This window comes from Sphingobium terrigena (assembly GCF_003591655.1).
GTDB lineage: Bacteria > Pseudomonadota > Alphaproteobacteria > Sphingomonadales > Sphingomonadaceae > Sphingobium > Sphingobium terrigena.
On record NZ_QVRA01000019.1, the window covers coordinates 51,231 to 74,915 of the forward strand.

Below are 23,685 nucleotides of genomic sequence, written 5' to 3' on the forward strand. Positions count from 1 at the left end.
AGGCCGGAACTGCGGCACGCCCGCGCGCTACGCCGGGCTGATCGGCGATGTACCGGCTGCTTGACAGGATGCGCGTGGTCGAGGCGTCATCGTTCGTCGCCTCTCCCACTTGCGGCATGTATCTGGCGCAAATGGGGGCCGAGGTGATCCGCTTTGATCAGATTGGCGGTGGGCCCGATTTCAGGCGCTGGCCGCGCGCGAAGAACGGAGCCAGTCTCTATTGGGAATCGCTCAACAAGGGCAAGAAGTCGATTGCGATCAATCTCGCAAGTGCTGAAGGCCGCGCACTTGCGACCACCTTGATTACCGCGCCAGGGCCAACGGGCGGACTGTTCGTCACGAACTATCCTGTCGAAGGGTTCCTGTCGCATGAACGCCTTTCTGCATTGCGGCCGGACCTCGTCACGCTGCGGATCATGGGCCGCGCCGATGGCGGTCCCGCGCTAGACCACACCGTCAATTGCGCGGTTGGCTTTCCCCAGATCACCGGACCGTCCGGCCTTGGCGATGCGGTGGTCAATCATGTGCTGCCCGCCTGGGATTTGCTGACCGGTGCCTATTCCGCTTTTGCTTTCCTTGCTGCCGAACGCCATCGACGCGATACCGGCGCTGGCCAGGAAGTGCGCGTCCCCTTGGCGGATATGGCGATCGCCAGTGTCGCCAACCTTGGTATGCTTGCCGAAGTGCTCGACAGCGATGCGAACCGGCCACGGCTCGGCAACCAGATATTTGGTGCGTTCGGGCGCGATTTTACAACCACCGACGGCCACCGGCTGATGCTGATGGCGCTTACTGTGCGCCAGTGGCAAGGTCTCGTTGAGGCGCTCGGCATTGCCCAAGGGGTTGCACAGATCGAGGCCGGGCAGGGCGTTTCGTTCGCACGCGATGAAGGTATCCGCTTCGAGCATCGCGATAAGCTGGTGCCGTTGGTCGAGGAGGCGGTCGCCAAGCGCACACTCGCCGATCTTGCCTGCGCGTTCGAACCGCTCGGGGTTTGCTGGAGTCCCTACCAGAGTATGCGGGAAGCTGCCGATGATCCCGATCTGGTCCGTGCCAATCCGATCTTTACCGAGGTCGAGCAGCCAAGCGGTGCACGTTACCCGATACCCGGCGCGCCGGCCACAATCCCAAAAGCCGAACGGCTGCCACCGGCCCGGGCGCCGCGGCTCGGCGAGCATACCGATGAGATTCTCGCCAACGTGCTTGGCCTAAGCTCCGGCGAGGTCGGCAAGCTGCACGACAGCGGCATCGTGGCCGCGGGTTGAGATGGGCTGTTCGGCTTATCCGTCGCTCGAGGCTCTGGTCGACCAGACGGCAGCGGCGCTTGACGCAGCGCGCAGCTTCGCCGCCGACGTTCGTAGCCGGCTCCTGGGCAATGTCGGTGAGGGCGCCGCAGTCAATCCCGCGCTGCTCGACCACCATCAGCATGATGCCCATGGCTATGCCTGGATTGAAACGACGATCGCCGCGCTCAAAGCGCTGATGGGCTGGGCGGTGGCGGCGCAGGAGCGTGGCGATTTCGGCGAAATCGATGCGCTGATCCTGCGCCTCGCCTTCGCCGACTATCTCAGCCAGCTTGCAGGGGGACTCGCCATCGGCCCCAACGAATATTTTCGGCCCGGGCGAATGGGGCTCGAGGCGTCGGCACGCCGGATGGTGGATGATCCTGCAGTCTGCGCGCTGATCGCGTGCGCGGACGCGCGAAGCCGCGCCAGCCTGATCGCGCTGGTGCGTGCCGGGGCCAGCGTGAACGAGGCGTCCGGCGACGCAGCGCTCGACGAAATCCGCGCTCAGTTTCGACGGTTCACCGCCGAGCGGATCACGCCGTTTGCACATCGCTGGCATCTCGACAACGCGCTGATACCGGACGCGCTGATCGCAGAGCTCGGCGCACTCGGGACGTTCGGCATATGCGTCGATCCCGAATATGGCGGGCTTGGGCTTGGCAAGCTGGAAATGTGCGTCGTGACTGAGGAACTGAGCCGCGGCTGGATCGGGGCTGGTTCGCTTGGCACGCGTAGCGAAATCGCCGCCGAGTTGATCGGGCTCGGCGGCAGCAAGGCTCAGAAGGCCCGCTGGCTGTCGGGCCTGGCAAGCGGCGAGATTCTGCCAACCGCGGTGTTCACAGAGCCCGGTGCCGGGTCCGACCTTGCCAGCCTGACCACGCGCGCGGTGGCGGCGCCCGACGGGAGCTGGCGCATCTCAGGCGCCAAGACCTGGATCACCCATGCCGCACGTACCGATCTGATGACCATGCTCGCACGCACCGGCGGCGAGGGCCATCGTGGGCTCAGCATGTTCCTGCTCGCCAAGCCGCGCGGTAGCGAGACCGACCCGTTCCCTGGTCCTGGTCTCGCCGGAAGCGAGATCGCGGTCCTGGGCTATCGTGGTATGCGCGAATATGAGCTGAGTTTCGATGGCTTCGAGGCATCCGCTGAGAGCCTGCTCGGGAACGTTGAGGGCGAAGGCTTTCGCCAACTCATGCGCACCTTTGAAGGCGCACGCATCCAAACTGCTGCGCGCGCGGTCGGCGTTGCCTGGCGTGCGTACGAGCTCGGGATCGATTACGCCCTTGCGCGCAACCAGTTCGGACGCCCGCTGGTCGACTTCCCGCGGGTTGCCGACAAGCTCGTTGCGATGCTTTTCGAGACGGTGGCTGCCCGCGAACTGGCCTATGCTGCGGCGCGCACCAAAGACGCCGGCGGACGCAGCGACGTAGAGGCAGGGATGGCGAAGCTGCTTGCCGCGCGGGTTGCCTGGACCAACGCCGACGCGAGCCTGCAGATCCACGGGGGCAACGGATATGCGCTGGAAACCGAGATCAGCCGCATCCTGTGCGACGCGCGCATCCTCTCTGTGTTCGAAGGCGCGGCCGAGATACAGGCGCACATTATCGCACGTGGTCTCCTCGAGCGCGGGACCGCAGAACGATGACCGAGGCGTATGAGGCGATCCGGGAAGAGGTTGCCAAGTTGTGCGCCGACTTCCCGGGCGAATATTGGCGCGCGAAGGACAAGGACCGCGCTTATCCGGGCGAGTTTGTCGAGGCGTTGAACAGCGCGGGTTATCTCGCCGCGCTGATCCCGGAGGAATATGGCGGTGCCGGGCTGCCGCTTTCGGCGGCCGCAGCGATCTTGGAGGAAATCCACCGCTCGGGTAGTAATGGGGGCGCCTGCCATGCGCAAATGTACATCATGGGCACGGTGCTCCGCCATGGATCGCAGGCGCAGAAGGCCGAGTATCTGCCCGGAATTGCCAGCGGCGCGCTGCGGCTCCAGGCATTCGCCGTGACCGAACCGTCAAGCGGCACCGACACCTTGTCTATCACGACTTTCGCGCAGCGCGACGGCAATCGCTACATTGTGAACGGGCAGAAAATATGGACGTCCCGCGCCGAGCATTCGGACTTGATGCTGCTGCTCGCTCGTACGACCCCCCGCGACCAGGTCGAAAAACGCACCGATGGCCTTTCGGCCTTCCTCGTCGATATGCGTGAAGCACACGGGAAGGGCATGTCGATTCGTCCTATCGACACCATGATGAACCATTCGACGACCGAAATCTTCTTCGACGATGTGGCCATCCCTGGCGCCAATCTGATCGGCGAGGAGGGCAAGGGCTTCCGATACATCTTGTCCGGGATGAATGCCGAGCGGATACTGATCGCTGCCGAATGCGTTGGCGATGCCAAATGGTTCATAGACAAGTCCGCCGCCTATGCCAGGGAAAGGTGCGTTTTCGGGCGGCCGATCGGACAGAATCAAGGCATTCAGTTCCCGATCGCCCGCGCCTATGCGCAGATGCGCGCCGCGGAGTTGATGGTTCACGACGCGCTGCGCCGCTACGAGGCGGGCGAGAACCCCGCAGCTGAAGCCAATATGGCGAAAATGCTCGCGGCCGAGGCAAGCTGGGCCGCGGCCGAGGCCTGTGTCCAAACGCATGGTGGCTTCGGCTTCGCCGCCGAATATGATATCGAGCGCAAGTTCCGCGAGAACCGCCTTTATCAGGTCGCGCCGATCTCGACGAATCTCATCCTATCCTATCTCGCCGAGCATGTCCTTGGCCTGCCAAGGGCCTATTGATGGCGAGGGTCGCACGATGAGCCAACGCTGGAACGATTGGCTCGGGAAGCCTTTGCGTACGCACGACATGGTTTCGCAACCGGCGGTGAACCGCTTCGCCGCGCTGCTCGACGTGCCGCAACCCATTGGCGCGGATGCGCCCCACGGCTTCCATTGGTGCCTGTGCTTGCCGGATGCGAACATGGCCGATATCGACAGTGACGGGCATCCCGTGCGGGGCGCGTTCCTCCCGCCGATCGCGCTCCCGCGACGGATGTGGGTGGCGAGTGATGTCAGTTTCCATACCCCGCTTCAGATCGGCGCGCAGATCGAACGTGTTTCGACGGTAATGTCGGTCGCTGAAAAGGACGGGAGCGCGGGCAGCCTTGCGTTCGTTGAGGTCGATCACGTCACCAGCGCGGGTGGAACCGTCGCGATCCGCGAGCGACAGACGATCGTCTATCGTGAAGCGGTGGGATCCGTCCAGGCGACGGCCTATACGGGGGGAGCACGGCCCGATCTATCAAACTGGACCTGGCACCGGCACATGGTCCCGAACGAGGTGCTGTTGTTCCGCTATTCGGCGTTAACCTTTAATAGCCACCGCATCCACTATGACCTTCCCTATGCGACGGCGGTTGAGGGCTATCCCGGCCTAGTGGTACAAGGGCCGCTGACGGCAAGCCTGCTGCTCGATTTGTGCGTGCGTGAACTCGGCTCGGACGTACTCACCAGCTTCGCCTTTCGTGCCCGCACGCCCGCTTTCGCGGGGCCTGAAATGCATCTTGTGGGGCGGCGGGACGGCGGTGAAATCAGTCTTGCCGCAATCGGACACGACGGCCGTACCATTATTTCTGCCTCTGCAACGATACGGTCGTGAATATCAAAAGATGAAAGGAAATGCCGCCATGGCACTCGATCTGGAGACACGAGATCAGTTGATCGGCACCATTCGCCGTTTTGTTAGCGAACGGCTGCGGCCGATCGAGGCAAAGGTCGCCGAGGCGGATGAGATCCCGAACGAGGTGATTGATGAAATGCGCCAGCTCGGCTTGTTCGGCCTGTCGATCCCGGAGGAATTCGGCGGGCTGGGGCTGTCCATGGAAGATGAAAGTCTCGTCGCGCTTGAGATCGGTCGTACCAGCCCGGCATTCCGCTCGGCCTTCGGCACCAATGTTGGCATCGGCAGCCAGGGCCTCGTGATGTTCGGCAATGATGAGCAGAAGCACCGCTGGCTTCCGGGAATCGCGAGCGGAGAGATCATCACCAGCTTCGCGCTGACCGAGCCTGAGGCCGGCAGCGATTCTGGCTCGGTCAGGACACGCGCGCGGCGCGAGGGTAACGAATATGTTCTCGACGGATCCAAGATCTATATCACCAATGCCGACAAGGCCGGTCTGTTCACGGTGATGGCGCGGACCAACCCGGATGAAAAGCGCGGGGCAGGCGTCACCGCTTTCCTTGTACCCAGTGAATTGCCGGGGTTGGGCGTCGGGCCGCCCGAGCGCAAGATGGGCCAGCAGGGCGCGCATATCTGCACGGTCAACTTCGACGGCGTGCGTGTCCCCGCGGCGAACCGCCTCGGCGAGGAGGGAAGCGGGTTCCGTGTGGCGATGCAGGTGCTCGACCGCGGCCGGCTGCACCTCTCGGCTTTGTGCGTCGGCGTGGCCGAGCGGCTGATCTCCGATTGCGTCGCCTTTGCCTCCGAACGGCGCCAGTTCGGCAAGCCTATCGCCGAGTTCCAGCTCGTCCAGGCGATGATCGCAGATTCCAAAACCGAGGCGCTGGCCGCGCGAGCGCTAATGCTTGAGACCGCGCGCAAGCTCGACGCCGGCGAGAGTATCACACTGGAGGCGGCCGCTTCAAAATTGTTTGCGTCTGAAATGGTCGGCAGGGTTGCCGATCGCGCGGTGCAGATCTTCGGCGGCGCCGGATATGTCGCCGGTCATGGTATCGAGCGCTTCTATCGCGACGTGCGCATCTTTCGTATATACGAGGGCACTTCTCAGATTCAGCAATTGGTGATCGCGCGCGAGACCCTGAAGCGCGGCGGTTGAGCTGGTCTTGCCCTGTCTTGAACAGGACCAGGCAGAGAAGGGTGCGGCGTATGTGGTGCAGTCGAGGGCCTACTTGGGGCATATGGACCGTGGACACGAAGGTATCTTGACCATGCGGAGCAGCATCACACTGCTTTTCGTGCCTGGCGACCGGCCCGAGCGTTATGCGAAGGCGGCCACCTCGGGCGCGGATGCTATTATCATCGACCTTGAGGATGCGGTTGCTCCCGCCAATAAGGTGCAAGCCCGTACAGCACTTTGCCACGTCGTCGCCTTGCCCGCTGACATGGATATTTTTGTGCGTGTAAACGCAGTCAATACCCCATGGCACGAAGAGGATCTGGCGGCGATCGCATCGCTTCCCCTGTCCGGGTTGATGCTCGCCAAGACCGAGTCCGCGCATGACGTCGAGCAGGCTTCCGAAGTGGTCGCGGGCCAGCCGGTCATCGCCTTGCTCGAAACGGCGCTTGGCTTGTCGAGGGCGCGAGAGATATCCGCCTCCGCCTGCGTGCGGCGCCTGGCGTTCGGCAGCATCGATTATTGCGCGGATATCGGCGCCGCGCATCGGCGCGAGCCGCTGCTGGCGGCGCGCAGCGAGATTGTACTCGCCTCGCGTCTGTCATCCTTGCTTTCGCCAATCGACGGCGTGTGCACGTCGCTGGGCGAAGAAGCGCTGCTGGAAGATCACGCGCGTTATGCCTTGGATCTTGGGTTCGGCGGCAAGCTCTGCATCCATCCCAGTCAGATTGCGCCGGTGCGAAACGGCTTCGCCCCCACACGGGAGGAGCTGGCTTGGGCGCAAAGGATATTGGCTACAGGTGAGGATGGCGCGACTTCCGTGGATGGAACCATGGTCGATGCCCCGGTCAGGGTCCGCGCCCGCCAAATCCTGCGGCGCGCCAATCGTGCGGGCACGGCTATTCAGGAAGAAGCATCATGAACAATTCAGAGGGTCTGTGGAAAGCGGACGCCGGCGAGAATCGTGGCGACCAGTCGCCTGCTGGTCTGACAGATGCTTGCTCGGCACAACTGTGGCGGGCGGAATGGGAGCGCCGCCGCATTGCGCCGCTTAGCTCCGCTCATCCCAGGCTGTCGGAGGACGACATCTATGCAATTGCCGCGCGCACCTTCCAGAGGCGCGACCGACAGAAGATCGGTTTCAAGCTGGGCTACACTAGCGCCGAGATGCGCGCGCAGATGGGCATTAACGACCCCAATTTCGGCGTGCTGACAAAGGATCTGCTCGTGTCCGAAAGAACGGGTCGGGTAGATAGCGAAAACCTGTTCCATCCCCTGATCGAGCCTGAAATCACACTGCGTGTGGGGCGCGACGTCCATGGCCCCGATCAGACGCGCGTTAGCATCAGCTATGCGGTGGATTCCGCAATTGCGAGCCTCGAAATCGTGCATACCCGCTATCAGAGCTATTGCTTTTCCGCGGTCGACAATATCGCGGATAACAGCTCGAGCGCGCGGGTGGTGCTCGGCCGCCTCGATCATTCCGGTCGCTCGATGACCTGCGCCTGTGCGCCGTGCTAATGTCGTCGAAAGGCGCGACGATCGCTCATGGGATCGGCGCGAACGCGCTCGGGGATCCGCGCGCGGCGCTCGCCTGGCTCGCCAATTTCCTGGTGCAGCGCGGCGAATGTATTCCCGCCATGAGCATCATAATGACGGTCGGGCTCTCACGCGCCCACGCCGCCCAAGAAGGAGATACAGTCACTGGTGAGTTTACCCTGCTGAACATTGTTTCGGCCATTTTCTGATGTGGCCGTCAATGCCGGTCGAAACCAAGAAGGGATCCTGTCGATGGATTTGAAGCTAAGCGGCAAAACTGTGGTGCTGACGGGTGCTAGCAAGGGCATCGGGCTAGCGGCGCTCCGGACTTTTGCCATGGAAGGTGCCCGGGTGATTGCCGCTGCGCGTGCAAGCCCGGCTTTGGAGGTGGAGGTCGCCGCGTTGCGCAAGGCAGGGCATGACGTAATTGCATGCCCCTGCGATATTACACGCGATGACGATGTGCAAAATCTGATCGAGACCGCGCAGCGTTATGCGGGGCGCATTGACGTGTTAGTCAATAATGCCGCTGGTAAACTACCCGCTGGCGACTTTATGGCGATCTCCAGCCAGGAATGGCTGGATGGTTGGAATGAGAAACTGCAATGCTACATCCGCACCGCCCAGGCGGTGTTCCCGCTCATGCGCGATCAGGGCGGCGGTCGCATCGTCAACGTCGTTGGTGCTGCTGCGCGAAACCCGAAAGCGTCTTACATGGCGGTCGGCGTCACAAACGCCGGATTGATCAACTTTACGAAGTCGCTGGCGGATCATGGCGCGCCGCATGGCATTCTTGTTGCCGGGGTAGCGCCTTCGGGGGTTATGACGGATCGCTGGCGACGCCTGATCGAAAAGCGCGCCGAAGGCGAAGGCAAGACGCCCAAAGCGCTACAGGCGGAAATGGACGCAACCTTCCCGCTCGGGCGAATGGCTGATCCTGAGGAAGTCGGCGATGTCATTTGCTTCGTGGCGTCGCCCCGGGCCTCATATATTTCTGGCAGCATCATCACGGTAGACGGAGCCTCGACGACTGGCGTATTCAATTAGAAGACCTGGGCACCTCCATCAACCCGTTGATCTGAGCGGACTTGAGCGTTCAGCGCAGGATTTGGCATGATTGGGGCCGCTTGGGTCTCCATTCTGATGGCTTTTGTTGGCATTGCCGTCTTTCAGGCGCAGCTATCCCGTCGCTACCCGTCGTTCATGGAAGATGAGTCGGTGCATTTTGTAGACGAGGGGGGCGTGGGTGATCTTGGCTTCGGCGCGCTAGATGCCGATGGTGCGGATGAACAGCCGCATCTGGTCTTTCTGCCGGGCGAACACATGTTCGACGCGGGCGCGGATTTTCGATTTGGCGGCGTTGGCTCTGGCGGTGCGTTCGGGCATCGGCTTGCCGCGTGGCTTCTTGCGATGGATTCGGCTGACCCGGCTCTGCCGCTTGAGCCATGCCTCGTTGGCTTGGCTCCGATAGGCCGTGTCGGCCCAGACATCGGAGGCGGTGTTGTCGCTGGTGACTACATCACGCAGCATTCGTCCGTCGAAGCGCGCTGCGTCGGTGACCTTGCCCTTGCGGATGAAGCCGAAGGTCCGGCAGATCGACACGCTGCTCTTGTAGCCGAAGCTCGGGATGGCGATGTCGATGCCCGGCTTGCCGTTCGCCAAGGGTTTGGCCTTTGCGAACTTGAGCGTCCAGCGTGCGTCGGTGTCCTTCTGCGCCGCCCTGACTGGCTCATCGGGCCAGATCTCGCAGGCCTTCTTGCCCGCCTTGATCGCATCCTTTTCAGGCGCCGTGTTGCGCTGCTTGGGCGCAGCCACCAGTGTGGCATCGACGATCTGCCCACCCACGGCGAGATAGCCGCGTTCCTTGAGCTGGAGACCCGCAAAAACCTGTAGCGTTTACGCGGTCATGGTGATTCACTGATCGGGAGCGATTATGGAGAGCCGTGGTGGATCCGAAGTCCCTGTTCAGTTTGAGCGACCATCTTGAAGCGTTGAGCAAGGAAGGCGGTACGCCTCCGGTGAGGGCCGCCTTGCGGTGATCGGCTGATATTTGGAGATGGCACCGGTGCAAGCACTGGTGTTTGCACCGGTACTAGAGACGGTGCGATGGGTCAGGTGACGATAATTTCGGGCGTTGAGCGGCGGCGGGTATGGTCTGACGACCAGAAGGGGGCACTTCAAGGTTTGTTACACGGACAGCGGTAAGTTGAACATAGAGGCAACATTGCGGGGTCAGATGAGCTTCGACCCCCTTCATGCAACTTGGTCGATGGGTTCGACGCCAAGATTGAGCGGCCTGAAGCCGTCGTTATCGACGCCATGGCCGGTGTTCTGCCAAAGATAGTCGCCGGTGAGGCTGATATGCCGCCAGCCCAGCGGCGCGACATGCGCAAGCAACTCGTTGGGGGCAGGCTCGCCCGATCGGCGTAGGTGATCGACTGCCCGGCCCATATAAAGTGTGTTCCAATAGATGATGGCGGCGGTGACAAAGTTCAGCCCCGATGCCTTGAGCGCCTGGTCCTCGAACGTGCGATCCCGCAACCGGCCCTGCTTGTGCGCGAAGACGGCCTGGGGTTGGGGTAGACAGCGCTATTTCAATCGAAGTTCCCTAGAGGAGGGTTGGACGTGGCCCACGGTTCGATTGTTCAGGAGCAGGTTGGCTTTGCTGGGCGCACTAGGGGTTCCATCATCGCTGGACGAACTCGGAAAGCTGATCGACTGGGTAGGTGAAGCAGAAAGAAACGATCAGCCGTCGCTGACGATCGTATTTTCGATCACCCCAACGTCTGACACCTCAACGCGGACCACATCGCCCACTTTGAGCAGGCCATTAGTTGCCGCGCCTACACCCGATGGCGTGCCCGTCGATAGGATGTCACCGGGTTCTAGAGTCATTACCTGCGACAGATAAGCGATCTGATCGTAAATGTTGTAGATCATGTCGCCGGTCAGGGTAGACTGCCGCTCTTCACCATTGACCGTGAGGCGGAGCGTTAGTGCGTGTGGATCAAGGATTTCGTCGTCGGTTATGATCCACGGACCGATTGGGCCATGCGTGTCAAACGACTTACCGAGCGTGAAAGTGGGTGTGCGGTGTTGCCAGTCGCGTGCCGAGACATCATTGGCGACGGTGTAGCCAGCGATCACTGAACGTGCATCTTCTGGCAGCACATTGCGGCAACGCTTGCCGATCACTACAGCAAGCTCGGCCTCATAGTCCAACGCATTCGAAACAGCCGGATAAACGATCGGTGATGCTGGGCCAGTGATGCACGACACCTGCTTGTTAAACCACAGCTGGCTTGTTGGCACGGGTATACCAGCTGCGATCGCCTCTTGCGCATGCGCTTGATAGTTCATACCGATCGCCAGAAACTTCTGCGGATCGGTGATTGGGGCTTCGAGAATGACGCTCTCCAGCGGGAGCGCCGGTTCATCTGCCGCTTCAATTGAGCCGCGGATCTCGGGCAGATCGTTCAGCAACTGCCGCATTGAGCCATGCGGCGCTATCGCACTTAGATCGACAACATTGGTGCCCACGACTTTGCCCAACCTGGTAATTCCGTTCGCAGTGTACCGAACCAGTTTCATATTCATTCCTCCCATGAACTACTTTTTCGCTACTTTGATAGGGCACTTCAGAACAAGGTACAAAGTATATAATCTAGTTGAAGACCTAGGCACGGTTGGGGTCGACAGCGCTATTACAATGGACGTTCCCATAGCAATTTCAAAATCGGGATGCTCTTTGTTCACGCACAGCGTCCACAGCGAAGAAGATCAATCCCGACCAGATGGATCCGAACGTGAACAGGTGCAAAAGACCGAAAGGTTCATGGAATAAGAGGACGGCCTGCAGGAGCTGGAGCGACGGGCCAATGTACTGGAATTGGCCTGCAAGCGAATATGGCATCTGTTTGGCTGCGACTGAGAAAAGCAGCAGCGGTACCGCCGTTACGAATCCAGTAAAAATCAATAGTACGTTGGTAGATGTGTCGCCGCCAAACACCGGTATCCCGTTTTGGGAACTTAGAAATAGCCACGCCATCGCTAGCGGTGCCATGAGAGATGTTTCGATCAGAAGGCCGCAAAGCGGATCCAAAGGAGCAACCTTTCGGATCAAGCCAGCGGTGCTGAATGTAAATGCCAGAACCATCGCGATCCACAAGCTGTTGGGGCCTTTTCCAACAGCAAGGGCGACTACACCCACAGCAGCCAGGCCGACGGCAAATGTTTGAAGCCGCGTCAAGCGTTCGCCCAGCGCCACGACGCCAAGAACCACGGTTATCAAAGGAGTTATGAAAAAACCGAGACTGGTCTCGAGTATACGATCGTTCAGAACGGCCCAAATATACACGAGCCAGTTCACTCCAATGAGCGCCGCAGTCGCAGCAAACAACCCGACCAGACGCATATCAATCGTCCGGCGTAGCGAGGTCCATCGCCCGAGCACGCTGACGATAATTGCTAAAAGAAAAACCGACCATAGGACACGATGTGCCATGATCTGACTCGGCGGCACTGCCTGCAATTGCTTCATGTAAAACGGCATGGCTCCGTAGATCAGATAGGCCAAAGTTGCGTAAACAATACCGGATCTCAACCTTAGTTTCTGACCGGAAACCTCAGGATCTGCCGTCTTGCTCAAGGTAATATTCTTTCGATAAGAAATGTCGATTAACATGTTTGAACTAGTTCATCATCCCTATTAATTTTCCTTCGAAATGACGGCGGGATTACGTCGTCCGATCGACCGTGGTTCTATTGCTGTTACTACGCATCTTTTAGCCCGGCGGCACTTGACCTTGCTTCGCCTCGGCCTTCTCGCTTCCGAAATCGAGTTGAGGTAGCCTGAATAGCCCTATCTGCTAAACCCCTAAAACTGGTAGCAGGGTTGGCCAAAGATCGCTGACAGATCGCGACATAATTACTCTTGCTCAAAGGAGAAGAGCGGGTGCTCTGATCGCCCGCTCTTCGTCACGGAGTCACCAGGCTGTTAAAGCGCTCTCAAATCTTTTCACGATCGATGTTGCTCAACGCTAGGATCAACCGCGCCTGTCAAACATTCTCGTTATTTCGCAATGTCAGAATCGAACCTCGAACGAAGCACCTATTTTACGCGGTTGTTCGTAGAAACCGTCGGTACTGAAGGCACCCGGGCGAATAGTCTGGAAGACTTTTTCGTTAGTCAGATTGGTGACCCACAAGCTCGCCTTCCAGGCCTGGCTGTCGGGGGTCCAGAAAATCGAGGCGTTCGTAAGTGTGTAGGAGGGTTGAGAAAAAATGTTCAGGAAATCGTAATATACGCGCGAACTCCAGGAAAGATTTGCGCCTGCGCCAAATGTACCTCCACCCATCGCGGTTGTATAATCCGCCCCAAAGTTACCCGACCACTTAGGTGCACGAGTCATCACGTTGCCAGAGGCATCCGTCGTGGCGACGATGTTGCCGCCGCTACCCCGGGGAATGAAGCCCTGCGCCGCCGTGAAATCTTGGTACCGGGCGTGCGTGTAGGCGACAGCAGCACGAAGCTTGAGGCCGTCGACCGGAGAAATGAAGGTCTCTAGTTCTCCACCGTAAATCTCAGCGTTGCCAGCATTCTGAAGAATATATGCAGAGCTATTAGCCGCCCGGGCCTGCAGCTGAAGGTTCTTATAGTCGTAGTAGTAAGTAGCAATGTTTATACGTAGCCAGGGCAGGGGGTCAGTTTTCAAGCCCACTTCATAGGCAGTGATTTCTTCAGGAAGAACCGGAGTGCTCAACGTCGCAGCCATGTTGTAGACGCCGCTCTTGAAAGCCGTGCTGTGAGTCGCATAAACATTCGTGCGTGATGTAATTTCGTACCGAACCCCGACCTTGTAGTTGAACTTATTAAATGTTTTGCTGACGTCGTTTGCGACCGTATTTCCGTTTAGAATTTGCGTAAAGCTGCGTTTTTCGGTTGTATAACGTCCGCCAAGCGTAACGAAAAGGCCGCCAGAAAGCTCGTAAGTTCCCTCGCCGAAACCAGCAAATGAACGACCCGAGAGCTCGGGTTGAAGGTGCGGACCTACCAGGGGACTTGGCGGCGTTGTCGTCGCAAACGGGCTAAGGTCCGCGTGGCCACCGAACTGATAGAAATATCCGCCGACAAGCCATTGAAACGGGCCTGCGTTTGTAGAGCTCAGTTTGAGCTCAGAGCTTCCAGATTCTGTAGCGAATAAAGCAGGAAAGTTGCCAATGTCGACATTGGAAGCATCGGAGTCAGTTTCTTGGTACCAACGGAGATTGAGAAAACCACTTGTCGATTCAAGGTTCACGGTTTCCAGATCGACTGAGACATGTAGCGCCGCAGTCCATCTGCGTAAGTCAAGTACTGGAACGCGGGTAAGCGAGGCTTCCCAAGGGCCGCGCGGCAGAATTACACCCGGAAATGCTCGACCTAAGGTGTTTCCATCGATCGGTTGTGGGGCATTTGTCGTGCTCTGCTGATCGAAAAACTCTCCGGTCAAAACCACCTTGACATTGTCGGCTGGTTTTAGCAGAAGTTTGCTGCGGAGGTCGATGACCCGCTGACCGCCCAGCGTTCCGCCGCGCACAAGGTCCTTGATATAACCATCGTTCTTACGGAAGAGCGAGGCGAAGTCGAGCGCCGCCGTTTCACTGATCGGTCCCGTAACATACATTCGCGCGTCGTAGTCTCCGGCATCATTGCGCATACGGCCCACTCGAACTGAGGCCTTGCCACGAAAATCAAAACTCGGGTCAGGCGTGATTACATTAATAAGACCGCCAGTTGCGTTGCGTCCAAAAGTTGTACCTTGCGGACCGCGCAAGACCTCGACGCGCTCGACTTCGACCAGATCAATCCAGTTCGCTGCCGATTCGGGCTGATAAACGCCGTCAACATATGTCGCGATATTTGGCTCGTCACCGATCGAGATGCCGGTCGAACCGACCCCGCGGATCACCGGTTGGAACACGCCCATGTTGCGGCTGCCGATGAATCCGGGAACCACTTGGGTCAATGTACGAAGGGTCGAAACATCCGCTGCCGCCAAGCCGGCTCCAGTAATGGCGGTGACTGCGACCGGCACATCCTGAAGGCGCGCCTCCCGACGGGTGGCGGTAACTACGATGTCCCCGAACGCCGAAGCCGGTTCTTGTTGCTGCGTCGAGGCAAGCTGAGACCCCGTAGTTGGAGCCTGAGGCGTTTCCCCAGCAGCATCCTGTGCGATCGAAGCCGATGAGCAAAGCATTGCGCCCATGCAAGCACCTGAAAACAACACAAAACGACTCTTGTTATATTCCCGTTTCACGACATCTCTCCCCACTTTTTAGCTGCAACTTAATTTCAAGTGTCAGCTTACATGCATTCTATATTCGGCGAATAAGCGCAGAACGAATGCTTCCCGCCTCTGGTGCCGACTTCGAACCTTGACAACGGCCCTTTGCAGCGGTTTGCTAGCAAACGCAATGTACAATATGCAACAGAGATCGACTCTCCGCGCTTTTCTCAGGTGGGTTAGGGCCTGAATCGACACAATCGACTTTGACGAAGGCACCGGCTGATTACGATGTGCAACTGAAGCTGGACCCCGGCAAAAACTCTGGCGGATTTGGGGCATTCGTGATTCATTGATTGGGTAGGCATCGGAAGTAATGATCCATGGACCCCGAGTCTCTTTTCAGCCTGCATGACCATCTTGAGATGCTGAGCCGTCATGACGATCCGCTTGATGTTCTGGAACGGACCGTGGACTTTGAGTATTTGCGGGTCTGGCTGGTCGATGGGCTGAGTTATGGCGATAGCAGCACGGGCGGTCGTCCGCCGTTTGACCCTGCCGCGATGTTCAAGATCCTGATTATGCAGGCCCAACATAATCTCTCCGATGCCCGGATGGAGTATATGATCCGGCCACCGGCTGAGCTGGATGCGGTTTCTGGGTTTTGCGCTCGGCGATCGCACCCCCGACGAAACACCATCCGGCACTTTCGCAACCGGATGACGGAGACCGGGACGCTCATGCGGGTGATGAAGGCCTTCGACTGGCAACTGCACAAGAAGGCCTACATCGGCATGTCGAGGCAGATCATCGATGCCAGCCTGGTGCCAGCACCCAAGCAGCGCAACACCGATGACGAGCGGCAGGCCATCAAGGATGGCGAGTCGGCGCAGGATATCTGACTGATAACCCGGCCAAGGCGGCACAAAAGGAACACAGATGCGCGCTGGACGCTCAGGATCGGCGGGAAGGTGCGCTATAAGGATTGCAAGCCGCTGCCGATGTCGCCTTGCCGGTGTTCGGGTATAAAAGCCATATCAGCATCGACCGCCGGTATGGCTAGCCGATCGTATGCTGACCAGTCGCATCCACCGTCGCAAGCCCAAGGAAAGTCCATGCCCAAGGCCACCGCCCGCGCAAATGCCGCAAGTCCGCGATCCGTGCCAGGATCGAGCATGTGTTCGCGCATCAGAAAAACCGCTTCGGGCTGTTCATTCGCACCATCGGAATCAAGCGGGCTGAGGCGAAACTGACATTGGCCAATCTGGCCTATAACTTCAACCGCCTGATCTTCCACGAACGACGCGCCGTCAAAGCATGAATCTGCCCTGAAACCCGGAAACGGCTATGTGAAATGTCCTATCCGGTGACCGAAAGCCGCCCGCGAGAGCGCCCAGCGCCGCGCTCATACCGTCATCACCGCAACGGCAGCAACAAAACGCCGGTTTTTGCGGGTGCCCAGCTAATCGCCTCGGGGCACCCATGCGACCTGCACTCGCCCCGCTCGACCTTATCCTATTTAGAAGTCGAATTTGACGTTCTCGGGAACGCCGGGGGCGGGATCGTCGGCAACCATCCTCACCCCATCGATTACGATAGGGCTGGCCACCCCGGGCTTACCATCGTGTTCAATCGCCATGCCTCTCGCGATAACCTGCGGGTTCGCAAATACCTCGTCCAACTCATTGATCGGACCTGCAGGAATCCCTGCACCATCGAGCCGTTCGAAGAGATCGTCCCGGCTCCATTTCGCGGTGATCTCTTCGAGCGCTATGATCAAATCCACGCGGTTGCGGATCCTTTGTGGATTATTGCTGAACCGCTCATCTTCGTGCAGTGTCACGTTCAGTACACGACAAAGCGCAGCAAACTGGCCATCGTTCCCGACTGCGATGATCAGATCTCCATCACGGGTCGGGAACGCTTGATAGGGTACCAAATTAGCGTGGCCATTGCCTACCCGGCGTGGCACTACTCCCGAGGTCATCCAGTTGAGCGCCTGATTACCCATGACGCTGACTTGGGTATCTAGCAGCGCCATATCGATATGTGCGCCGACGTGCATTTCGCGACGCCGGTTCAGTGCTGCCAGAATTGCCACCGCGCTGTAGACCCCGGTGAAAAGATCGGCGGCAGCGATCCCGGCCTTCTGCGGCTCGCGCTCCGGTTCACCGGTCATCGACATGAGCCCGCCCATCGCTTGTGCGATATAGTCATATCCCGGGCGGGCAGCATATGGCCCGGTTTGCCCAAACCCGGTGATAGAACAAGTAATGAGATGTGGATTAAGCGCTGACAACGAGGGATGATCAAGTCCGTATTTCGCCAGCCCCCCGACCTTATAATTCTCGATCATGATATCGGCCCCTCCCGCAAGACGGCGGATGGCAGCCTGACCCTCGGGGATTGTGATATCAATCGCGATGGACCTTTTCCCCCGATTAGCCGAATGAAAATAGGCCGCGCCAAGGTTATCGCCACCGTCGGACATTACAAAGGGTGGCCCCCAATGTCGGGTGTCGTCTCCGCTTCCAGGGCGCTCTATCTTGATCACTTCGGCGCCGAGATCCGCAAGCAGTTGCCCGCACCATGGCCCGGCAAGGATCCTGGCAAGCTCAAGCACCCTGATGCCGGCAAGCGGCTTTCCAGATGCTTCGCTTTGTGCGGAGCGCCAGTCACACTGCTTCATTTTGCACCAGCGACCGCTGTATCGATGCGGCAACGCCAGTCCCGCGCAAGGTCTCCTGCGGCCTTTGCCAAAGTGAAAGAGTCTATACCCACCGCTAGGAACCGGGCACCGCCTTCCAAATATTGCTGCACCAGACGCTCATCGCGCGACAGGATGCCGCAGGGAATGCCGGTGGCCCGAATTCGGTCGAGAGCCGCTCCGGTGGCCTGGGCGAGAGCTGAGGCGTTAGCGGGCCCGAGCAGGCCGAGCGAGGCAGCCAGATCAGCAGGGCCGATAAACAGTGCATCAATGCCATCGACTGCCGCAATGGCTTCGAGATTCTTGATCGCTTCGGCCGTCTCGATCTGGGCGATGATACACAGTTGCTCGTTCGCGTCTGCCACATAAGCGGGAAAGCGGCCCCAGCGTGCGGCACGCGCACCACCGATCCCGCGATCGCCGTCCGGCGGATAGCGCGAAGCCTTTACGATTGAAGCTGCTTGCGTTGCGTTATCAACCATCGGAACCATGATCGTCTGTGCACCTAGGTCCAGGATCTGGTGGATCGTCACCGGATCGTGGCCAGGAACGCGCACGATTGCTGAGCAGTCCGATACGGTGTCAACCGCGCGCAGTTGATGGGCAATCCCTGGCAGCGTCTGCGCGCCGTGCTCGGCATCGATCAGAACCCAATCGTAGCCAAGACCTGCGCAGATTTCCGCGATGTCGGGATTGGCGAGCGCGAGCCAGAAGCCGAGCTGCGGCAAGCCGTCACTGAGTTTATTCTTGAAGTGGTTTTGCGGTGTCAGCATCGCCCTGCCTCAGATAAACCGGAAGCCTATGGCACCCAACGGCCCGAAATCGGCGCTGAACACATCACCCGGGCGGGCTTCGACAGGGCGGGTGAACGAACCACCGAGCACCACTTCGCCCGCCTCGAGCGTCTGGCCCCATGGCGAGAGCCGGTTGGCTAGCCACGCCACGCCGATTGCCGGATTGTTGAGCACGCCCGCAGCAACCCCAGTCTCCTCGATCACACCGTTCCGGGTCAGCAGCGCACTGACCCAGCGCATGTCGATCTTGTCAGGTCGCATCGGCAACCCTCCCATGATAATCCCGGCGTTGGCGGCGTTGTCACTTATAGTGTCCTGCACTTTGCGACGCCCCCCGGTTTCGGGGTCAGTAGGAAAGGTGCGGCTGTCAATTACCTCCACTGCGGGAATAACATATTCGGTCGCCCGGAGTACGTCAAAGATGGTCGCGCGGGGCCCTTCGATCCTTCTGCCCAGCACGAAAGCAAGCTCGACCTCGACCTTGGGAGTGATAAACCGTTCACAAGGCACGTCGCTTCCTTGCTCAAACACCATATCATCGAGCAGTGTGCCGTAATCGGGTTCGGTAATTCCGGCAGCTTGCTGCATCGCTCGCGACGTCAAACCAATCTTGTGGCCGATGACCTTTCTCCCAGACGCGAGCTTAAGGTCTACCCATCGTTTGCTGATGCGATAGCCGTCGGCAATGGACATTTCCGGACAGCGCTGTGAGAACTGGCGGATCTGCTGACGCGACTGTTCGGCCTGATCGAGTTCAGCCGCAAAAACGCCGACTTCGGCTTCGCTGAGACCCGCCCCGACCATGCCGGGTCCGTCACTGCGGCGGTCCATAAATTGCTCCTCATCCCCGATCTGTATTGGCAAACGCATTGCACAGTTATAAACGCTAGTCTATAGCCCGGCGGCAGAACAGACCGTACTTGGCAGAACGACACTTGATTTGGAGGAGAGGCATGATGGCAGGCGATACGAGCGTGAGAGAAGAGAAAATAACCGGTCGCGGACTGACTTCTCACACCCTGCTTGCCGGCGACCGGAGCAAGCCTGCTATTCTTCTGCTGCATGGAGCAGGGCCGGGTGCCCATGCCGGTTCCAACTGGCTCCACCTCATGCCCGACTTGGCGGAGAATTTCTTCGTGATCGCGCCCGACCTAATTGGCTTTGGGCAGTCAGTTATACCTGATCCTTGGCCAGACAACGTAATGGCGTGGATCGGAACGCGAGTTGAACAGTGTTTCGGCTTGCTTGAAGCGCTTGGGATCGAAAAGGCCCACGTCGTCGGCAACTCGATGGGCGGTGCGCTCACCTTGCAGATGATGAGCGAAGAGCCCGACCGTATCGATCGTGTGGTCCTGATGGGGTCGATCGGCGCACCTGGCCCGCGGACTCCGGAACTAATCCGTCTGCTTTCCTTTTATTCCGATCCTCGGCCGTCCCGTTACCGCCAGCTGATGCACAGTTTCGCGCATGATGCCGACAAATTCGAAGGCATGGAGGAGATCGTCAGTAACAGGTACAAGATTGCCACCGATCCCGAGATTATGAAGACTGCGGTCAAAATGATCGATTCGATGAAGCAGGGAATGGAGGGGCTTAATATGCCGCCGTCGATGCTTTGCAAGATGCCGCATAAGGTTTTGATCTTCCACGGAAGGCAGGACCGCATCGTTCCGCTCGACACCAGCCTGTACCTTATAGAGCATCTGAAGCATGCCGAACTGTACGTACTCGACCGGTCGGGCCATTGGTCGCAGCTCGAGCGCTGGGACGTCATGCGCCCGATGATGGAAATACATTTCGGCGCGCGCACCTTCTGATGCTTCCGTTGTTCCGGCATCGGGTTGCCGGGCGGGCGTGATGCTCTGCATTCGTTTGTCTGGTTCGGCGTGGGGGTGACCAATATGGCCCAGACAGCGGCCTCGGCATTTTGGCAGTTCTCGCTGGATCTGTATGCTAGGCCGCACGTGTCCACGCTGTGCCTCGCGTTGCAGGATAAACATGGCTTCGATGTCAACCTGTTGCTGTTCTGCCTGTGGTCGGCTCAGGTTTCCAAAGTGGCGCTCGATAGTTCCGAGATCAGTGAGCTTCTTGACAGAATATCGCCGCTCAATGACAACCTTGTGCATCCCGTGCGAAGCGCCAGGCGATGGGTTCGCCTGTGCATCGCCGGATCGCCGGAGACCGATCCTGCCGTTGAACTGGTCAAGGTCCACGCGTCGCTGAAGGCGGTCGAACTGCAATCGGAACGCCAAGTCCAGTCAGCGCTGGCCGGTCTTTCGCGGCAAACTGCCAACCGGGATCGGACCACACAACAAAGCGCTGCATCGGCGAATTTATGCATTTACCGTCAGGTAATCGCGGCACCCGACGCAGCGGCCGTCCTGTTATCGCAATTGGTCTTTATGGCTTTCGCGCCACCTATCAAACCCGGCGTTTCGCTGACATGATACTGAGGGACAAGCTCGAAATTTTCATCGCTGGGTCAATCATCCTTGCCTTGATTTAGGCCGCATCTTTCCCGTCCACGCGGCTAATAAACGAACCTGGTGGCACAGTTACCTTAAACGGGTGCGTCAAACACCGCCTTACCGGTCGTGGGATCGAATGGCACCGAAAGATTGTGGTATACAACCAGCCATTTTCCGTTGACCTTGCGGTAACAGTCGACCTGCCGGAAAACCCAGTCCTGAACTTTGTTCATAGCGATATTGGTGAACACGACCCGCTGGGTACTGAAAGCATAGGCGATGTCATGATCTGTACTGATAGACATTTTAAGGATCGTAGCTCGCAGATCTTTAGTTCCCGCAAAGAGCGTGGTCGCCGCGGTGGCCACCGCTTTGCTGCCTCGGGCCTGGCCTGGAAAGAATGCATCCATCACAGCGTCAGGCGCGAAATCTTTCAAAAATTCCGCTGCGGTCTGCGCAGCAGCCATGTCTTGCTCGATCTTCAGAATCTTTGCCTCATCGGGATTTTCTGCAGCGTGAGCGGTGCTCGCAACTGCAAGCAGCAAAGGCAGGAACGCTGCTCGGATGGATTTCATCACGCATCTCCACATCTTGTTGCGGTCAAATGACTGGTGCAGTCTATTCTAAAATGCAGCAAGTATACAAGAATTGAGCGAACCTTCCGAACCGGTCGGCGGGCAGGCTCCGCCTCGCTTCTTGACCGGCACCAAGATCAGGTGCCCTCAACGATAAATGCCGCACTGGTAGAGGCAGAAAGCCTCATCGAAGCCAGTTTTTGATATTCGTCGGATCGGTACCAGCTCTGAGCCTCCTCAAGAAAAGCAAACCGGATAATCACTGCTCCCTTCGGAGGCGATCCTTCCAGAGTTTCGGCGACGACCGGGCCGGCCATGAACGAAACGCCCTGCGTCCCAAGCAGATACTGAGCCTGTTCCTTATATTGATTCATCAACTCCGGATTCGAAATTTCCCCGGTCACGATGACGACATAAGCTGCCATATTAGTATCTCCTTGCCTAAGCTTTCGGCCCATTGTCATGAATTCAGTCCGCAAAGATCGAAACCCATCGCTCGAGCACGGTAAGCTAACATGCTCGGGAAACTATCCGTCATCGGTTAAATTTAAACGGGATACAACGGTTAGGCGAAACTTCTCGATCATGGCTCCTGGTTGCCTATTACCAGATATGCATCTCCGGCATTCAGTCGAAAAAGCGGTTGCTTGGGCGGGGGAGGCCCAAATGGTCACGCAGCGTCGTGCCTTCATACTCGGTTCGAAAAAGGCCACGCCGCTGAAGTTCCGGGATGACTTGATCCACGAAAAGGTCGAGCCCTTCAGGCAAAAAAGGAAACATGATATTGAAGCCGTCGGCCCCAGACTCGTACAGCCACTGCTCCATATCGTCGGCGATCGACGCCGGCGTGCCTACGAACGCGAGACCGGCATAACTTCCAGCGGTCGCCGCCAGTTGCCGAATGGTCAGATTCTGTGTTCTGGCCATCTCCAGCAATCTGTCGCGAGCGGTCTTGCTGGCATTCGTTTCGGGAATTTCGGGCAACGGGCCATCGGGATCAAAGCCCGAAACGTCAAAGTTCAGCGCACCCGACAGCGAATGGATGCCGCTGTCATAATGGACCAGGCTGTCAAGATGCGCTCGCTTGGCTCGTGCTTCCTCGATCGTATCGCCCACCACGACAAAGGCGGCAGGTAGAATCTTGAGAAGGCCGGGATCGCGTCCGACTCTTCTCATCCTGTCCTTGACGTCTGCATAGAAGCGCTTGGCGCCTTCGAGCGTGTTTTCGGCCCCGAACACGGCTTCTGCCGTCTCGGCGGCGAGTTGGCGGCCCGGTTCGGAAGCACCTGCCTGCACAATTACGGGCCAGCCCTGCACGGGGCGAGCGATGTTGAGTGGGCCGCGCACCGAAAAATGCGCTCCCTTGTGGCGGAGCACATGGAGCCGATCCGGATCAAAATAGATGCCGCTTTCAGCGTCGCGGACAAATGCGTTGTCGGCGAAGCTATCCCAAAGTCCGGTAACGACATCGTAAAATTCGCGCGCACGGGCGTATCGCGCAGCATGATCGGGCTGGTCTTCATAGCCAAAATTCTTCCCATTGTCGGGATTGGCTGTCGTAACAACGTTCCATCCTGCGCGTCCGCCGCTTAAATGATCGAGCGACGCAAACCGCCGCGCGACATGGAATGGCTCCTCGAAGGTTGTCGACGCAGTAGCGACTAAGCCGATCCGTTCCGTCACCCCGGCAAGCGCCGAGAGCAAGGTAAAAGGCTCGTATGACGTGACGGTATGGCTACGTTTCAAGGCTTCAACCGGCATATTGAGAACGCCTAGGTGATCGGCCATGAAAAAAGCGTCAAATTTGCCCTCTTCAAGCTTCTGGGCGAAGCGCTTCAAGGCAGCAAAATTGAAATTGGCGTCATGTATCGCGCCGGGATAGCGCCATGCTCCTGTATGCATACTAACTGGGCGCATGAAAGCGCCGAGGTGAAGCTGTCGAGAGTGAGCCATGTTCAATTTCCTGTAACCCGCTGGTAGGTGCGCCGATGATCTGCGCGCTCGGCGTGACCGTCACAACGGTACAAATGATCGAGATGCTTCCAAGGCGACAGATCTTACGCCGTTTCCCTGATTTATGCGGTCCGGATCCAAACTGGGATCCGCACTTAGTTGACAGCGGCGTCCCAAAATCATATGGGAAACGCGATGCACAATATGCAAAATAAAATGCAATTGCAAGATGCTATAGCTCAGCAAGG

Annotated in this window: 23 protein-coding genes and 1 pseudogene; 13 read left to right on the forward strand and 11 right to left on the reverse strand. The window is 58.7% G+C overall.

Annotation, left to right across the window (positions count from 1 at the left end):
* Window positions 1-47 precede the first annotated feature (47 nt).
* From D0Z70_RS17655 to D0Z70_RS17695, 9 genes are read left to right on the forward strand one after another with little or no spacing between them, the layout of a single operon-like run.
* Complete coding sequence (locus tag D0Z70_RS17655; RefSeq protein ID WP_088189909.1) at window positions 48-1,265, forward strand: CoA transferase; 1,218 nt, start codon at window positions 48-50, stop codon at window positions 1,263-1,265.
* Window position 1,266: 1 nt separating this feature from the next.
* Window positions 1,267-2,934, forward strand: a complete 1,668-nt coding sequence (locus D0Z70_RS17660) for an acyl-CoA dehydrogenase family protein (RefSeq protein WP_088189908.1) — start codon at window positions 1,267-1,269, stop codon at window positions 2,932-2,934.
* The gene (locus D0Z70_RS17665) at window positions 2,931-4,082 is read left to right on the forward strand and encodes an acyl-CoA dehydrogenase family protein (RefSeq protein ID WP_096063720.1); all 1,152 of its coding nucleotides are present in this window, start codon (window positions 2,931-2,933) and stop codon (window positions 4,080-4,082) included. The genes D0Z70_RS17660 and D0Z70_RS17665 overlap by 4 nt, the downstream gene beginning before the upstream one ends.
* A gap of 16 nt (window positions 4,083-4,098) precedes the next feature.
* Window positions 4,099-4,941 carry an HTD2 family dehydratase gene (locus tag D0Z70_RS17670; RefSeq protein ID WP_119748707.1) on the forward strand — a complete coding sequence of 281 codons (843 nt, stop codon included), beginning with the start codon at window positions 4,099-4,101 and terminating at the stop codon, window positions 4,939-4,941.
* 28 nt (window positions 4,942-4,969) lie between these two features.
* The gene (locus D0Z70_RS17675; RefSeq protein ID WP_096063729.1) at window positions 4,970-6,118 is read left to right on the forward strand and encodes an acyl-CoA dehydrogenase family protein; all 1,149 of its coding nucleotides are present in this window, start codon (window positions 4,970-4,972) and stop codon (window positions 6,116-6,118) included.
* Between the two features lie 7 nt (window positions 6,119-6,125).
* Entirely contained in the window at window positions 6,126-7,058 is a 933-nt protein-coding gene (locus D0Z70_RS17680) for an HpcH/HpaI aldolase/citrate lyase family protein (RefSeq protein WP_239019000.1), read from the forward strand.
* Window positions 7,055-7,657 (forward strand): 2-keto-4-pentenoate hydratase, encoded by a 603-nt coding sequence (locus D0Z70_RS17685; RefSeq protein ID WP_119748709.1) that lies wholly within the window; start codon window positions 7,055-7,057, stop codon window positions 7,655-7,657. Before D0Z70_RS17680 ends, D0Z70_RS17685 begins: the two co-directional genes overlap by 4 nt.
* A complete protein-coding gene (locus D0Z70_RS17690) occupies window positions 7,657-7,884 on the forward strand; it encodes a hypothetical protein (RefSeq protein WP_119748712.1) in 228 nt (75 codons plus the stop codon). The genes D0Z70_RS17685 and D0Z70_RS17690 overlap by 1 nt, the downstream gene beginning before the upstream one ends.
* A gap of 1 nt (window position 7,885) precedes the next feature.
* The gene (locus D0Z70_RS17695; protein WP_088189902.1) at window positions 7,886-8,722 is read left to right on the forward strand and encodes an SDR family oxidoreductase; all 837 of its coding nucleotides are present in this window, start codon (window positions 7,886-7,888) and stop codon (window positions 8,720-8,722) included.
* Window positions 8,723-8,941: 219 nt separating this feature from the next.
* Here the strand turns inward: D0Z70_RS17695 and D0Z70_RS17700 are convergent, their stop codons facing one another.
* The 5 genes and pseudogenes from D0Z70_RS17700 to D0Z70_RS17720 all read right to left on the reverse strand — a co-directional run bounded on the left by D0Z70_RS17700 (window position 8,942) and on the right by D0Z70_RS17720 (window position 14,973).
* Window positions 8,942-9,520 (reverse strand): transposase, encoded by a 579-nt coding sequence (locus tag D0Z70_RS17700; RefSeq protein ID WP_220475665.1) that lies wholly within the window; start codon window positions 9,518-9,520, stop codon window positions 8,942-8,944.
* A gap of 408 nt (window positions 9,521-9,928) precedes the next feature.
* Window positions 9,929-10,246, reverse strand: a pseudogene (locus tag D0Z70_RS17705) (Tn3 family transposase); the annotation flags it as partial.
* A gap of 174 nt (window positions 10,247-10,420) precedes the next feature.
* Window positions 10,421-11,266, reverse strand: a complete 846-nt coding sequence (locus D0Z70_RS17710) for a fumarylacetoacetate hydrolase family protein (protein WP_119748733.1) — start codon at window positions 11,264-11,266, stop codon at window positions 10,421-10,423.
* Window positions 11,267-11,405: 139 nt separating this feature from the next.
* The gene (gene rarD, locus D0Z70_RS17715; protein ID WP_119748714.1) at window positions 11,406-12,359 is read right to left on the reverse strand and encodes an EamA family transporter RarD; all 954 of its coding nucleotides are present in this window, start codon (window positions 12,357-12,359) and stop codon (window positions 11,406-11,408) included.
* Window positions 12,360-12,759: 400 nt separating this feature from the next.
* Entirely contained in the window at window positions 12,760-14,973 is a 2,214-nt protein-coding gene (locus tag D0Z70_RS17720; protein ID WP_239019001.1) for a TonB-dependent receptor, read from the reverse strand.
* Between the two features lie 392 nt (window positions 14,974-15,365).
* Here D0Z70_RS17720 and D0Z70_RS17725 point away from each other — a divergent pair, with 392 nt between their 5' ends.
* Window positions 15,366-15,842 carry a transposase gene (locus D0Z70_RS17725; RefSeq protein ID WP_220475666.1) on the forward strand — a complete coding sequence of 159 codons (477 nt, stop codon included), beginning with the start codon at window positions 15,366-15,368 and terminating at the stop codon, window positions 15,840-15,842.
* Window positions 15,843-16,117: 275 nt separating this feature from the next.
* Window positions 16,118-16,261 (forward strand): hypothetical protein, encoded by a 144-nt coding sequence (locus tag D0Z70_RS24975; protein ID WP_176401085.1) that lies wholly within the window; start codon window positions 16,118-16,120, stop codon window positions 16,259-16,261.
* 198 nt (window positions 16,262-16,459) lie between these two features.
* Here the strand turns inward: D0Z70_RS24975 and D0Z70_RS17735 are convergent, their stop codons facing one another.
* From D0Z70_RS17735 to hpaH, 3 genes are read right to left on the reverse strand one after another with little or no spacing between them, the layout of a single operon-like run.
* Entirely contained in the window at window positions 16,460-17,629 is a 1,170-nt protein-coding gene (locus tag D0Z70_RS17735; RefSeq protein WP_088190072.1) for a CaiB/BaiF CoA transferase family protein, read from the reverse strand.
* The gene (locus D0Z70_RS17740; RefSeq protein WP_088190073.1) at window positions 17,626-18,420 is read right to left on the reverse strand and encodes an HpcH/HpaI aldolase family protein; all 795 of its coding nucleotides are present in this window, start codon (window positions 18,418-18,420) and stop codon (window positions 17,626-17,628) included. Before D0Z70_RS17740 ends, D0Z70_RS17735 begins: the two co-directional genes overlap by 4 nt.
* 9 nt (window positions 18,421-18,429) lie before the next feature.
* Window positions 18,430-19,245, reverse strand: coding sequence for a 2-oxo-hept-4-ene-1,7-dioate hydratase (gene hpaH / locus D0Z70_RS17745; RefSeq protein WP_088190081.1), 816 nt, complete (start codon window positions 19,243-19,245; stop codon window positions 18,430-18,432).
* A 149-nt stretch (window positions 19,246-19,394) separates the two neighbouring features.
* Between hpaH and D0Z70_RS17750 the strand changes: the two genes are divergently transcribed.
* Both D0Z70_RS17750 and D0Z70_RS17755 read left to right on the forward strand, forming a co-directional pair.
* The gene (locus tag D0Z70_RS17750) at window positions 19,395-20,258 is read left to right on the forward strand and encodes an alpha/beta fold hydrolase (protein WP_239019002.1); all 864 of its coding nucleotides are present in this window, start codon (window positions 19,395-19,397) and stop codon (window positions 20,256-20,258) included.
* Window positions 20,259-20,342: 84 nt separating this feature from the next.
* Window positions 20,343-20,888, forward strand: coding sequence for a TIGR02444 family protein (locus tag D0Z70_RS17755; RefSeq protein WP_119748735.1), 546 nt, complete (start codon window positions 20,343-20,345; stop codon window positions 20,886-20,888).
* A gap of 113 nt (window positions 20,889-21,001) precedes the next feature.
* On the opposite strand, the gene D0Z70_RS17760 is transcribed toward D0Z70_RS17755, so the two are convergent.
* From D0Z70_RS17760 to D0Z70_RS17770, 3 genes are all read right to left on the reverse strand, one after another.
* Entirely contained in the window at window positions 21,002-21,484 is a 483-nt protein-coding gene (locus D0Z70_RS17760; RefSeq protein ID WP_176401086.1) for a YybH family protein, read from the reverse strand.
* A 137-nt stretch (window positions 21,485-21,621) separates the two neighbouring features.
* Window positions 21,622-21,909: a DUF1330 domain-containing protein gene (locus D0Z70_RS17765; protein WP_169575407.1), complete on the reverse strand. Its 288-nt coding sequence runs from the start codon at window positions 21,907-21,909 to the stop codon at window positions 21,622-21,624.
* Window positions 21,910-22,111: 202 nt separating this feature from the next.
* Window positions 22,112-23,437, reverse strand: a complete 1,326-nt coding sequence (locus tag D0Z70_RS17770; protein WP_088190075.1) for an LLM class flavin-dependent oxidoreductase — start codon at window positions 23,435-23,437, stop codon at window positions 22,112-22,114.
* Window positions 23,438-23,685 lie beyond the last annotated feature (248 nt).